The sequence below is a fragment of the Brevibacillus jepli genome, from assembly GCF_047229145.1.
Taxonomy (GTDB): domain Bacteria; phylum Bacillota; class Bacilli; order Brevibacillales; family Brevibacillaceae; genus Brevibacillus.
On the sequence record NZ_JBFEFW010000022.1, the window covers coordinates 1 to 13,640 of the forward strand.

Annotated in this window: 12 protein-coding genes; 9 read left to right on the top strand and 3 right to left on the bottom strand. The window is 46.6% G+C overall.

The window, feature by feature from the left end:
• Nucleotides 1-118 precede the first annotated feature (118 nt).
• The 8 genes from AB1L17_RS21635 (at nucleotide 119) to AB1L17_RS21670 (ending at nucleotide 8,262) form a co-directional block, all read left to right on the top strand.
• Nucleotides 119-2,797 (top strand): sigma 54-interacting transcriptional regulator, encoded by a 2,679-nt coding sequence (locus AB1L17_RS21635; protein ID WP_412847284.1) that lies wholly within the window; start codon nucleotides 119-121, stop codon nucleotides 2,795-2,797.
• Between the two features lie 204 nt (nucleotides 2,798-3,001).
• On the top strand, nucleotides 3,002-3,304 hold the full coding sequence (locus AB1L17_RS21640) for a PTS sugar transporter subunit IIB (RefSeq protein WP_106839536.1): 303 nt from the start codon (nucleotides 3,002-3,004) through the stop codon (nucleotides 3,302-3,304).
• A gap of 13 nt (nucleotides 3,305-3,317) precedes the next feature.
• Nucleotides 3,318-4,661, top strand: a complete 1,344-nt coding sequence (gene celB, locus AB1L17_RS21645) for a PTS cellobiose transporter subunit IIC (RefSeq protein WP_412847189.1) — start codon at nucleotides 3,318-3,320, stop codon at nucleotides 4,659-4,661.
• A 21-nt stretch (nucleotides 4,662-4,682) separates the two neighbouring features.
• The gene (gene chbG / locus AB1L17_RS21650) at nucleotides 4,683-5,429 is read left to right on the top strand and encodes a chitin disaccharide deacetylase (RefSeq protein WP_412847190.1); all 747 of its coding nucleotides are present in this window, start codon (nucleotides 4,683-4,685) and stop codon (nucleotides 5,427-5,429) included.
• Nucleotides 5,430-5,441: 12 nt separating this feature from the next.
• Nucleotides 5,442-5,768 carry a PTS sugar transporter subunit IIA gene (locus AB1L17_RS21655; RefSeq protein ID WP_412847191.1) on the top strand — a complete coding sequence of 109 codons (327 nt, stop codon included), beginning with the start codon at nucleotides 5,442-5,444 and terminating at the stop codon, nucleotides 5,766-5,768.
• The gene (locus tag AB1L17_RS21660) at nucleotides 5,765-7,087 is read left to right on the top strand and encodes a 6-phospho-beta-glucosidase (RefSeq protein ID WP_412847192.1); all 1,323 of its coding nucleotides are present in this window, start codon (nucleotides 5,765-5,767) and stop codon (nucleotides 7,085-7,087) included. The genes AB1L17_RS21655 and AB1L17_RS21660 overlap by 4 nt, the downstream gene beginning before the upstream one ends.
• 13 nt (nucleotides 7,088-7,100) lie before the next feature.
• The gene (locus tag AB1L17_RS21665) at nucleotides 7,101-7,958 is read left to right on the top strand and encodes a Cof-type HAD-IIB family hydrolase (protein ID WP_412847193.1); all 858 of its coding nucleotides are present in this window, start codon (nucleotides 7,101-7,103) and stop codon (nucleotides 7,956-7,958) included.
• 40 nt (nucleotides 7,959-7,998) lie between these two features.
• Nucleotides 7,999-8,262, top strand: coding sequence for an HPr family phosphocarrier protein (locus AB1L17_RS21670; RefSeq protein ID WP_412847194.1), 264 nt, complete (start codon nucleotides 7,999-8,001; stop codon nucleotides 8,260-8,262).
• 227 nt (nucleotides 8,263-8,489) lie between these two features.
• Here AB1L17_RS21670 and AB1L17_RS21675 read toward each other — a convergent pair whose 3' ends face one another.
• From AB1L17_RS21675 to AB1L17_RS21685, 3 genes are all read right to left on the bottom strand, one after another.
• A complete protein-coding gene (locus AB1L17_RS21675; RefSeq protein ID WP_412847195.1) occupies nucleotides 8,490-9,545 on the bottom strand; it encodes a hypothetical protein in 1,056 nt (351 codons plus the stop codon).
• Nucleotides 9,546-9,990: 445 nt separating this feature from the next.
• The gene (locus tag AB1L17_RS21680; RefSeq protein WP_412847196.1) at nucleotides 9,991-12,168 is read right to left on the bottom strand and encodes a sensor histidine kinase; all 2,178 of its coding nucleotides are present in this window, start codon (nucleotides 12,166-12,168) and stop codon (nucleotides 9,991-9,993) included.
• Nucleotides 12,146-12,838 carry a response regulator transcription factor gene (locus tag AB1L17_RS21685; protein WP_412847197.1) on the bottom strand — a complete coding sequence of 231 codons (693 nt, stop codon included), beginning with the start codon at nucleotides 12,836-12,838 and terminating at the stop codon, nucleotides 12,146-12,148. The genes AB1L17_RS21680 and AB1L17_RS21685 overlap by 23 nt, the downstream gene beginning before the upstream one ends.
• Nucleotides 12,839-13,006: 168 nt before the next feature.
• Here AB1L17_RS21685 and AB1L17_RS21690 point away from each other — a divergent pair, with 168 nt between their 5' ends.
• Nucleotides 13,007-13,633: a class I SAM-dependent methyltransferase gene (locus AB1L17_RS21690; RefSeq protein ID WP_412847285.1), complete on the top strand. Its 627-nt coding sequence runs from the start codon at nucleotides 13,007-13,009 to the stop codon at nucleotides 13,631-13,633.
• The last annotated feature ends 7 nt before the right edge of the window (nucleotides 13,634-13,640 follow it).

Consider the following 13,640-nt stretch of genomic DNA (forward strand, 5'->3'; position numbering starts at 1 on the left):
AGCTGTCGCCGTGTCAACTCCACTTGTGTTAAGCGTCCGGTAACGACGACACATAAGAAATCCCCACTTCAACCGGTAGGTAAGTGGCGGGAGTATTCATTCAATGGCGGGTGATAGAGTGAAACGATTGGACTTAATATACCAGAAGTTGGTAGACTCTGGTCCTGATAAAAAAGTAAGCGCTTCAGATTTGGCAGAGCTGCTTGGTCTGAGTCGTGCGAATGTGAGCAGTGATTTGAACCGTTTGTGGAAGGAAGGACGAATTGAGAAGGAAGAGGGGCGTCCGACGCTGTTTTTTGCCAAGCAGGGCAATGATTCCTTATATTTGGCAGAGACATCTCTGGACAGGCTGGCGAAAACCAACAAGAGCTTGATCACGCGTATTGAGCAGGCAAAGGCGGCCGTGTTATATCCACCGCGAGGAATGAATTGCTTGATTTTGGGAGAGACCGGCGTGGGCAAGTCATGGTTTGCTGGTATGATTCACGAGTTTGCCGTTGATATTGGGCGCTTGGACAAGCATGCACCGTTCGTGATTTTTAACTGCGCTGATTATGCCAACAACCCACAGCTCTTAATCAGTCAATTGTTCGGGGTGAAAAAAGGGGCGTATACCGGAGCGGAGATGGATCGCAAAGGACTGGTGGAGAAGGCAGACGGCGGTATTCTTTTTCTCGATGAAGTTCATCGGCTGCCAGCGGAAGGACAGGAAATCTTTTTTACCTTCATGGATAAGGGCATTTTCCGCCGAGTAGGGGAAACCGAGGTGGAGCGGACGGCTCACGTGCAGATTGTCATGGCGACGACAGAAAATCCGGAGTCGAGTCTTTTAAAAACGTTCATGAGGCGTATTCCCATGGTCATCAAGCTGCCATCATTGGTGGAGCGTGGCTTGGAGGAGCGTTTTAGTATTACGATGGAAATTTTTCAAGAAGAAGCTTTTCGGTTGGGGAGAGAGATTCAGATATCGGCGAATGCTGTGCAGGCATTCTTGTGCTATCACTGCCCGAATAACATTGGACAGCTAAAAACGGATATTCAGCTCACCTGCGCCAGCGCCTATGCCGAATTCATTTCGTTAAAAAAGAATCAGCTGCACGTGTCGGTTCAGGACCTGCCGCATCATGTCAAGCAAGGGCTGCTTTTGGTGAAGGATTATAAGCAGGAGCTGGATGGAATCATTGGGACGGAGCACAACTGCTTTGTCGTGCAGCCATCAAAAGAGGGCATATGGATCGGACGAGAAACAGGGGATACGACGGACAGTGTCTATGAAAAAATCGAGCAAAAAATATATGAGCTGCAAAACCTGGGTGTGAGTGAGGAAGAACTGGAGTTTGACATCGAGAATTATTTTACGACCTTTATCAAAGGCGTTCATCAACGAGTGAATCAGGGCGACATGGCACGAATTATCGATCCGTTTATCATTCACCTTGTGGAGGAAATCGTTCGCTACGCAGAGGCCAAGCTGGAGAAAATATTGAGCCAGAAGGTGATCTTTGGTCTTGCGCTGCATATTCAGACGTCGAAGGAACGTCTGGCGCAAGGCAAGCAGATCGTGAATCCGCAGATCAACCATGTGCGAATCAAATACAAGAAAGAGTTTGCCGTAGCGCTGGAGTGTGTGCGCATGATTGAAGAAGCGATACTGATGGATCTGCCGATTGGTGAGGCTGGATATTTGACCATGTTTTTCGTGCTGGACGATGTCAGCATGGAAGAGGAGCGGGAAACCATCGGGGTGCTTGTCATTACGCACGGTAGCGGTGGCGCGACAGCGATGGTCGATGTGACGAATCGACTTCTTGTTACCCAGTATGCAAGAGCCATTGATCTGCCGCTCGAAGAAGATTCCATGAGTGTTTTGGAGAAAGCACTGAAGGTAGCCAGAGAGATCGGAAGCAAGGCTGGACTGCTGTTGCTCGTCGATATGGGGTCATTGCTTGGTTTTGGCGAGATTATTGAACGGGAGATTGGCATTCCTGTAAAGGTCATCCCTATGGTCAGCACGCCGCATGTGATTGAAGCGACGCGCAAGGCTATGCTCGGTCATACACTAGAGGACGTTTACCGCGATGTTATGGGCATTTCACTGTACCAGCGCGAGGAGCAGCCGAAAGAGCTGGTGCAGAAGCATGTCCCGGCACTGACCATCGTCGCCGCCTGCTTGTCTGGGGAAGGCAGTGCTTTGTTCTTGAAAAAGCTGCTGGAATCGCGGCTCAGGTATGACGATAACCTGCTGGAATTTGTACCGCTGCAACTGATTGATAAAGCACAGGCCCGCAGCCAGCTTCGAAAAATCAAGGAAGAGAGAAAAATCCTCTTCGTGGTGAGCAATTACATTCTCGATCGGGACTTGCGCCATCACAGCATGGACGATGTTTTGAACGGAGAGGCGATGTCTGATATCCAGCAAGTGATTGATTTGGAAGAGGCCTACCTGAAGATGCAAGAGTCGCTGGGAGAGCATCTGCAAATGGTAGAGGGTCAAGATATTCTCGCTGACGTGAGGATGTGTGTGGGCCGTATGGAGGAGCGCCTGAACAATTCCTTGGTTTTTGACACGCGAATCGGGGCCTACTTGCACATCTGTTGCATGGTAGATCGCTTGAAAGCAGGGACGCAATCAGTGGCGTATATTCAAAAGGACAGCTTTTTGCTGGAGAACCGCAAGCTGTACAGCTTAATCCGACATGAATTATTGCCGCTGGAAGACAAATATGATGTATCAATTAGTGAAGACGACGTTTGTTTTATCATGAATTTCTTCATACACAATAAAACACTGGCGTAACCAGTGTTTTATTTTTTTGCTTTTCGATCTCTGATCTTAAACACTACAGCGCTTACAAGAAAACACTAATGGGAGTGACAGGCGATGACCGGGCGAAATATGGCTAAGCATGCGGGTTTTTCGGAAAGCGCATACATTTTTTGGTGTTTTGGCACGTAACTTGCTCTTACATAGGGGCATAACGGGCCAAGAGGAGGGGGTACAATGAATATTTTATTGTGTTGCGCAGCGGGTATGTCGACTAGCTTGCTGGTTCAAAAAATGGAGGAGGCTGCCAGAGAAAAAGGGTTGGACGCAAAAATATGGGCAGTTTCCGCAGATGAAGTAAAGCATCATATCGATCAGGCAGCAGTGCTCTTGTTGGGGCCACAAGTACGTTACAAGCTGACTGAGATGAAAAAAGAAGGGGCATCCAGAGGAATTCCTGTAGACGTAATCAGTACGGTCGATTACGGAACGTTGAACGGGAAAAACGTGCTTGAGTTTGCACTTCGTCTAAAACAGTAGGAGGGGGATGCGTATGGGCGGATTTGTTTCTTTTATGGAAAATCGCATGATGCCGATAGCAGGAAAAATGGCGGAGCAAAAGCATCTGCAGGCCATTCGTGACGGAATTATCCTTACTTTGCCTTTGTTGATCATTGGTTCACTGTTCCTCATCATTGGCTTCATACCGATACCTGGTTATGACGAATTCATGAGTGGTATTTTCGGTGAAAAATGGCGGACGAAGCTGCTGTATCCGGTAGGTGCTACTTTTGACGTCATGGGATTGATTGTCAGCTTTGGCGTCGCCTACCGACTGGCGGAGAAGTACAAGGTCGATCCGCTGTCGGCTGGAGCGATCTCTGTCGCATCTTTCTTGCTCGCTACTCCGTATAAAATCATGTTCACTCCTGAGGGAGCGAGTGCAGCCCAAGAGGTTGGTGGAGTCATTCCTCTTACGCTGATGGGGAGTCAGGGACTTTTTGTAGCCATGATATTGGCGATCTTATCAACGGAGATTTATCGCAAAATCATTCAAATGAAAATCGTCATTTCCATGCCTCCCGGAGTTCCTCCTGCCGTTTCCCGTTCATTTGTGGCATTGATCCCCGCGGGTGCTGTGCTTGTAGTTGTCTGGCTGCTTCGGATTCTTTTGGAAAACACCTCTTTCGAGAGTATTCATAATATTGTGCGAGATCTGCTTGTTGGACCATTGAGCGTTGTTGGCAGCAGCTTGATTGGGGGCATTATATGCGTGTTGCTTATTCATGTGCTCTGGGCCGTCGGTTTGCACGGTGCGGCAGTTGTCGGCGGAATTATGAGTCCGATCTGGCTTACGTTGATGGACCAGAACAGAGCGGCGTTTCAGGCAAATCCGGACGGTGATTTGCCGAACGTCATCACCACGCAATTTTTTGATATGTGGGTATATGCAGGGGGATCAGGTGCAACTTTGGCCCTCGTCGTCCTGATGGTATTCATGGCACGCAGCAAACAGATGAAAAACATCAGCAGACTCTCGCTCGGACCTGGTTTGTTTAACATTAATGAACCAGTCATATTCGGGATGCCGATCGTCATGAACCCACTCTTGATCATTCCTTTTGTGCTTACACCTGTCGTATTGGTCATTGTCAGTTATTTTGCCATGTCGCTCGGATGGGTAGCAAAACCAAGCGGAGTATCTGTTCCGTGGACGACACCATTGCTTATCAGCGGATATTTGGCTACTGGCGGAAAAATATCGGGAATGGTACTCCAACTTGTAAATTTCATCATTTCACTAGCGATCTACTATCCGTTCTTCCGACTGTGGGATAAACAAAAAGTAAGCGAAGAAAAAGCTGGTGCTGCTTCCGATACAGCTGTGACTATGTAATCGCTAGAGGAGAGGCTATCTATGAAATTGATTGTGAATGCAGACGATTTTGGGTATTCCAAAGGCGTCAATCTGGGTATCGTCGAGGCGCATCGGGAAGGAGTCGTTACTTCCGCGACCATGATGGTCAATATGGATGGTTTCGAGCACGCTGTAGGATTGGCCAAAGAACATCCCTCGCTCGGAATAGGCATTCATCTGGTACTGACATGCGGTTCGCCAGTCAGTCAGGATGTGCCATCGTTAACGGATGGGGAGGGGCGTTTTCGACGGGGGCAAGATCATTTGTCTTCTGCTGCACCGGAGGAGATCGAGAGGGAGCTGCGGGCTCAATTGGAGAGGTTCGTGGCATCAGGGCTCAAGCTGACGCACATCGACAGCCACCACCATGTGCATGCACATCCAGCCGTTTTGCCGATTGTTCTGAAACTGGCAGAGGAGTATCGGGTGCCTGTTCGCTATCCGTGGATGTCCGGGTCTCGGGAGCAGCGAGACCAGTCGAGTGTTCCTACGACAGAAGGCTTTTCTCATCATTTTTATGGAGACGACCTAACCGTACAATCATTCATAAGGATTGTGGAGGATATGGCAGATTATCCAGTAGTTGAGATCATGACGCACCCTGCTTATTTGGATGAAGCGGTACTGACAGGCAGTTCATACACAAAGCAACGAGCCACAGAATTGAAGATCTTAACGGCAGCAGAGTTAAAGCAATACATTCGTGATCAAAAAATACAGCTCGTGACATTTAGCGAACTTGGATAGGTGGAGATAGATTTGGACCATACAGACGTTATTTTTCAACTAATACTTCACGGAGGCAACGCACGGAGTCTGGCAATGGAAGCGATCGCTCTGGCTAAAAATAGAGACTTGTCAGGCGCGCAGGATGCGTTGAAACGTGCTGGAGAAGAACTCGGTCGTGCACACCAAAATCAAACGGCCCTTATTCAGAAGGAAATTGCGGGTGAAAAAACAGAGATCAGCATGCTCTTGATTCACGCCCAGGATCATTTGATGAACGCGATAACAGTCAAGGATTTGGCTACGGAGTTCGTAGAGCTGTACAGCCAAATCCATGCAGGTAAGGAGGCAGGAGTATGAGCGGAATCAAAATTGTAACGATCGGTGGAGGGTCTAGCTATACACCTGAGCTGGTAGAAGGCTTCATCAAGCGCTACGATGAGCTGCCCGTGCGGGAATTGTGGCTGGTTGACATTCCAGAGGGCGAGAAAAAACTGCAAACAGTGGGTGCTCTTGCAAAACGGATGGTGGAGAAAGCAGGGGTACCAATCGAGATTCATTTGACCCTGGATCGCCGAAAAGCACTTGCAGGCGCTGATTTTGTCACGACACAAATGCGCGTAGGTCTTTTGGAAGCGCGGATCAAGGATGAGCGTATTCCTTTGAAATACGGCGTAATCGGACAGGAGACGAATGGACCTGGCGGCTTGTTCAAGGGCTTGCGCACCATTCCGGTCATTTTGGATATTTGCCGTGAAATGGAAGAGCTATGTCCAGATGCTTGGTTGATTAACTTTACAAATCCGGCGGGGATGGTTACAGAGGCAGTGCTGCGACACACAAATCGCAAAAAGGTAATCGGACTGTGCAACGTTCCCATCGGCATGAAAATGGGTGTCGCTACTGTATTAGGCGTGGAGCAATCGCGGGTTCATATTGATTTCGCAGGTCTGAATCATATGATTTTCGGACTTGGTGTGTACCTGGATGGGGAAAATGTCATTTCCCAGGTAATCGATAAAATAACGGGCGACCAATCCGGTATTACGATGCAAAACATATTGGACCTTGGCTGGGATAAAGACTTCCTCAAAGCCTTGGGGATTCTCCCGTGCCCGTATCATCGTTACTACTATCAGACCAGCACGATGCTTGCGCATGAGCTGGAGGATGCGGAGAAGAAAGGTACACGGGCTGAAGTGGTTAAACAAGTGGAAGCAGAGCTATTCGCGCTCTACGAAGACCCAGACTTGGATATCAAGCCACCACAGCTGGAGAAACGTGGCGGGGCTTATTACAGTGAGGCTGCGTGCAATCTCATTTACTCTATTTACAACGACAAGCGCGATATCCAGACGGTAAACGTTCGCAACAATGGAGCGATTGCCAGCATTCCGGATGATTCGGCGGTCGAGGTAAACTGCGTCATTACAAGAGAAGGACCGATTCCTTTGGCTGTTGGTGATTTGCCTGTTTCCGTGCGTGGACTCGTACAGCAAATCAAATCGTTTGAGCGAGTAGCTGCTGAGGCTGCAGTAACGGGTGATTACCATACGGCGCTGTTGGCTATGAACATTAACCCGCTGGTGCCGTCGGATGTGATCGCCAAACAAATACTCGATGAAATGCTGGAGGCGCACAAGGAGCATTTGCCCCAGTTTTTCAAGCCCGTAACGTAAGGATGGGACTTGTGTGAAATACAAGCTTCTCGCTTTGGACGTAGATGGAACGATTCTCATGTCGAACCATTCCTTATCCAAAGTAACAGAGCAGGCTATCACCCAGTTGGTGAAGCAAGGAGTCCACGTCACACTGGCTACAGGCAGAGCATATCCATCGGCCAAATCGTTGGCGCAGCAGTTTCAGATCAGTGCACCGCTTGTTTCTCATGATGGCGCATTCGTAGCAGATCCCAAGACGGATCAGGTGCTGTATGTTCAGCGTATTCCATTTGAAATAGCGGTGAGAATTACAGATATACTCGTAGCACATGGCTTGGATGTCATGGTGCTGCATGAATCATATGCTGTCACGAATCGCACTTGGAAATGGACGGACTTGTTTCCGCTGTTAAATGCCTGGACACTGCGTCAGCTCTGGAAAAATCAATACCCGCTAAAAATCCAGGCGTCACGCTTGTTAGCCGGATACGTTCGAAAGCATGAAGTGTGTGCTCCAAAAATATTCGTCACGGGGGACGAGAAGCGCTTGTCGGCAGCAAGACGGGAGCTTGCGAATGCCGAACTCACAGGGGTTCGAGTGACAGCTTCAGGAGCAAACAATATGGAGATTTTGCCTGAGGGCATTTCCAAGGCGAGTGGTCTTGCTGTGGTGAGTGAAAGGCTTGCGATTTTACCTGAAGAGATCGTAGCTGTGGGCGACAATTACAACGATGCCGAGATGCTTCAATTTGCCGGAATGGGTGTCGCGATGGGCAATGCTCCTGATGACCTGAAACAGCTCGCCAGGCATGTCACGGAAACGAATGATCGGCATGGAGTGGCAGAAGTCATCGAGAAGTTTTTCGGGGTGAAGATGACGACATTTTGAACGTGCAAGGCAAATACAAGGACAGGAAGGGAGGCGTGAAATGATCCGTATTAATCTTGAAGTAGCCGTGAGTGGAGGTCTCCATGCTCGCCCTGCTTCTGTCTTGGTGAACCTGCTCAATCAATACAGCTCGTCGGTCAAAATGATCTACAACGACAAGCAGGCCAATGGCAAAAGCATCCTCAGCGTAATGGCTCTGGGAGCAAAGACCGGAGATGAAATTATGTTTGAGGTGGAGGGAGCGGACGAACAAGAAGTGGCTGCTAGCGTTCAATCGCTTTTTGAAAGAAATTTTGCAATCTAGCAGTTGAATTGCCAAATAATAAAGCCAGTGTCTAAACAATGAATTGTGACCATGCCTGTAGATAGTTTGACGCCTGAAATCATCGAAGCCACTGATAAAGTCTATATCTGAAAAAGAGAATACCCTTCCGTGCGTTTCAGGAAGGGTATTCTCTTTTGCTGTATAATGGTTGTACTATTATGTTTTCTTAAACGATATAGTTTATTATCAATGGTTGTTTTCTAATCTTATAAGTCTGTTAAAATTAATTCGATTGTCCCTGTGTTCATTTTAGATTGAGAATTGAGATTTCTGTAATAATTAGCGTAATGGTTATGTTTAAATACTATACCCGCATCGTTGTTGGTCACGCGAACACCAGGTTCATAAACAAAATTGCTTTTAGCTGTTTTTTTTCCTAAAACAAAATCAACAACCCACTTCGTGTAATTATCAGAGATGCTAGATTCATCAGAAATACTTGATGATTTTGTGTTGAAAGTCCAACTGACAGACGGTAATAAACCTGATAGCCCTACGGATGCCGAAGAGTCTGTATCAGTTGTATATGGGCCGTATGAGCGAATTGTCTGCTCGTCAGCATCACTTCCACTGTGTCTATATCTCATAGATAATTCGCGAGTTTGATAATCGTTTCTTGGCTCAGATTGATTGAAGAACTTCACGTCCCAAACAGAAACTTTCTCTCCTTTTAGAGTTGAAGTACCTCTTCTAATATAGTCTACATTGCTAGTATAAACACCCGCTAATTCGTTTCTATTATCATCTCTCACTCTATATGTGTACGATTCGGAATACGTATCGTCTTCGCTACTTGCGGAAGCACGTAAAGACTGAGCTTTAATTCCACTATTATTTTCAGCAATTTCAACTTTCCCTTCAATTTCTTCACGTATTTCACTTAAAGGAACTTCATCTATTTGATCGAATATGTAATCAACATGCCTATCTCCATTTTGTTCATAGACACCTACACCTACTAGTTTTGGGGCTATTCCTTCATCTTCAGAAGAGCGAGTTATCTTGAGTTCTGCCTTAATGTAATCCTTTATTTTTTGGGGGTTTATTTCCGCCCCTTCATTATGGATAAAGTAATACGTTTCCTCGTTATCATTATTTTTCAAAGCTTTCAATGATCGAGAGGAGCGAGAATCATCTAATGAGATTTCAACCACCTCCATTTTATTCTGGTGCTCTTTGGCACGAACTGTATCACTTATTCCAGGAATTAAGGTCAATGTTGTAGCTAAGCAAACACACAAGAGAGATTCCATCTTTTTCATAAAAATCCCACCTTTTACCAAATTATTTTCGGTGCTATTATATACAATAAATACAAAAAAAGGAAGTTGAATATAAAATGTTTAAATTGCTTGAATTATCAATAATTATTGCTTTGGGATTCTTTACTGGAATGTTGTTTGGAGGTGGCAGTAACATTTTGTTTGGGGGGATATTTTGGGCTTTGATTTTTATTTTATTAAAATTGTATGATAGGAAAATATAGGATCTTTCCTTGTCGTTTTGGAACCTACCAACTTCGAGTTCATCTCGGGATGGATAACGGTTATCAGAAAGCGAGTTTAATAATGGTTTCCCTATTAAATGAACTGTGACCCGCAAGAGGGTCACAGTTCATTTACTTCGTTTTTTGCGTACGTTTGTTGTTCGACAGACAGGGTTGATTGTACATCAACTGTTTAGCATGTCGAGCCGTTAAGTCCGGTTTTAGCTGTGCTTGCGAAATACGACGGTGACTTTGAAGTAATCCCCATCAATTTCGATAGACAGCCTGCCGCCTTGCAACTCTACGATGCTTTTTGCGATAGCGAGGCCAAGGCCAGAGCCTTCGGTATTGCGGGATTGATCGGCGCGTTTAAAGCGTTCAAACAGCTCTTGGGCATCAAAGTCGATTTCATAGGCAGAGACATTTTTGAACGTCAGGATGACATCGTCCTGTGTCTCCGCCAAATGGATCAGGACTCGCGTGTTCGGCATGGAATACTTCAGGGCGTTGCCTATCAGATTCTCGAATACACGCCACGTTTTCTTGCCATCCAGAGGGGCGACGATCTTCGGCTGCTCCGTCGTTACGCGGAAGGTGAGCGTCGATTGCTCGATTTTGTCACTGAATTCAGCGATGGATTGGTTGAGCAGGGAGGCTACATTCACTTGCTCGATATTCAGTTCCACCGCTCCGCTGGACATTTTGGCTGCGTCAAACAGGTCATCGATGAGGACGCGGAGTCGATCTGCTTTGCGATCTAATACATCGACGTAGTTCTTGCGTTCCTCTGGCGTCAAGTTCTCTTGTTTGAGCAAGGTAACGTAGTTGATAATCGACGTCAGCGGTGTTTTTAAATCATGGGAAACATTTGTGATCAATTCGGATTTCATGCGCTCGCTTTTGATTTGCTCTTCCATGGCGTGCTTGAGTCCCTGCTTGATGTTGTTGAGAGAGTGAGCGAGATCGGCAAGCATTCCTTTTTTGTGAACCTTCTCAATCGTTGCACTCAGGTTGCCCGAGGCCATGGACGAGGCACCGAGCAGGATGCGGTTCATCAGCCCCAAACGGCGAAGCAGATAAGGGAGTACAGCTACCACGTAGAACAAGCCATACAATAAGCTGAGAAACACAAGGAATTCCCCGTCGCCTGTCACCAAGGCATGAAATACAATCCCCATACTCATCCCCATAAAGATCGTGAGGGTGAACAGTACGGATACTTTAAAGAACATTCCTCGGTTGGCGAAGCTTTCTTGAAGAAGAACACGTTGTTTGGCGAAAATACTGTTTTGCCACTGCTGTGAAAAACGTTCAGGTTCTTTGTACATGAGCCACGCCTCCAGCAACTGTAGAAGCAGATAAGCGGTGAACAAGGAGATGAACGCAAGGGTAAAGAATTGCTCCGAACCTATTGGAAAGAAGAAAAAGCGCATGTTAAAAATCATGACCAAATACATGAATCCGACCGGGATCAGTGCAGCCATTCGAATATCCAGTGGAATGCGGCGGAACAAAGCCATGATTTTTGCGACAATCGGCATCTGTATCATTCTGCTCAATGGCAAATACCAGTAGCCAAGAACAAAGATAATCAGAATGATCAAAAGCATGACACCTTCGGCTTGAAGTCGCTCTCGAATGGAATCGAAATACAGAGCATCTGCATGAATCTGACTATATCCATCCGGTGAATATGGAACATAAAAGATTCCGCTCAATTCGTTCAGTTGATAAGTGCGACTGATGTTTTCGACACTTCCTTGCGGTTGGGGGGAGGTGTCCGGAATATTGATCCAAAAACGCGCATGTCGATTCAGTTCATCGTCTGAAGGGTAATGACCAAGATTGGTGTAAACTCTGTCGTTCTTCTTATCGGTGACATAGTATCTGTAGGAACCGGACCGCAGTGTAAGGCTGTTTTTTCGTTCCTTGTACTCGGCATCCTTATCAACGATAGCTTGCTTCACTCGCTCTTGCCAATTCGCTACTTCATGATCGGTATGTTCTTGCAGCCTGTTTTTTTGTTCTACCTTTAGTCTGTTGACCTCGTCTATATTTCCATCTTCTGTTGCTTGCCGTATTCGTGACGAGTATTCCTCTGCGTTATCCTTCTGGATAGATTTGAGATTGTCCTCATGCTCTTTCTTTAACTGATTCGCTGTATTCTCGTCGAGCTTTCCTGGAACGAAGCCCGCGAAATCTAAATGGACGTCTTTCACCAGTCCGGCCATGATCGACAATTCGCGATGAAAGGCTGAAGTCTGAAAGTAATTGTCCTCTTGCAAATACTCGCGCTTCTGGAAGAGATCCACCATGGTCAAGAGCGCGAGGGAGACGCTAACGATCAGGATGAACAGTACGGGCACCGCAAAGCGTCTATTTTTCGATTTTGTATCCAATTCCCCATACCACCTTCAAATATTTTGGTTCCTTCGGGTTGATTTCTATTTTTTCCCGTATGCGCCGCACGTGGACAGCGACCGTATTTTCCGCGTTCATATAAGGCTCTCTCCAGACTCGTTCATAAATTTCCTCGATCGAAAACACTCGACCCTTGTTTTCCATCAACAGCTCCAGGATTTTGTACTCGGTAGCAGTCAGCCGGACCTCATTACCGTCAATCGCTACATTTTTCGTGCTTTTGTTCAAGGTCAAGCCGCGTACCTGAATCTCATCTTCTGTCATTTGAGCGCTTCCCAGATTGGTAAAACGTCTTAACTGAGACTTGACTCTGGCGATGAGCTCCAACGGATTAAAGGGCTTCGTTACATAGTCATCTGCACCGATGTTGAGCCCAAGGATTTTATCGGTATCCTCTGATTTGGCAGAGAGCATGATAATCGGGATGTTTTTTTTCTGGCGGATTTGAAAGGTAGCGGTCATCCCGTCCATTTTGGGCATCATGATGTCCATGATGATGAGCTGGATCTCTTCGCGCTCCAGTACATCCAGCGCTTCCATTCCATTGCTTGCCGTAAAAACGGTCATGGATTCATTTTTGAGATAGATTTCGATTGCGTCGCGGATTTCTTCCTCGTCGTCGACTACGAGGACCTGATACTTGGTCATGATTCGTCCCACCTTATGAATGCATTCATGGTACTATCTTAACGCCCAGCTCTAACAAAACAGTAATGAAATGTCTTACAAATTTCTTAATAAACCAAGTTCAGGAAATGCTGGTTGATAGGATCGAGCCGAGAAATAAGGTAAGATGTGAGGAAGAATACGAGAAAATTGGTGATTGCTTTGCTGGAATGGACAGGGGAGAGAATTATCCCCAAGCTGTTAAAACCTACAAACGGCATGCTGCTGGAGCACATAGCCAGATATTATTTTGCCGCTCCCTATGTAAAAGGTAGGGTGCTGGATATTGCTTGCGGTACCGGCTATGGATGTCATATGATCGCAAAGGACCGAAAACGAGAGCTGACGGAATTAGTCGGGGTAGATAACGATGAAGCAACGATATACTACGCCAATCGGGAATACAACCATCAAAAGATTACGTATCAGCAGGGTGATGCTCTCGATCCGGCTCTACCCGATCAATTGGGATTGTTTGATACGATTTTGAGCTTTGAGACCATTGAGCATGTCGCAGATGATTTGCTCTTTATGGATAATTTGTATCGAATGCTTGCGCCAGGTGGTACGCTCGTGCTGTCCAGTCCATTTGGCAGAGGGAGGGGCAAAGAGACGAGTGAGCCCTTCCATGTTCACCAGCTGACGCAGGAAGAATTCGCGGAGCTGTTTGTGCGCTATTCCGAGGTGGATATGTATTATCAAAGAGGCGTTACGTTCGAAAAAACACCCCGCGATGGTGTTCGATACTTTATCGGCATGGCAGTATGTACGAAATAATAACGGA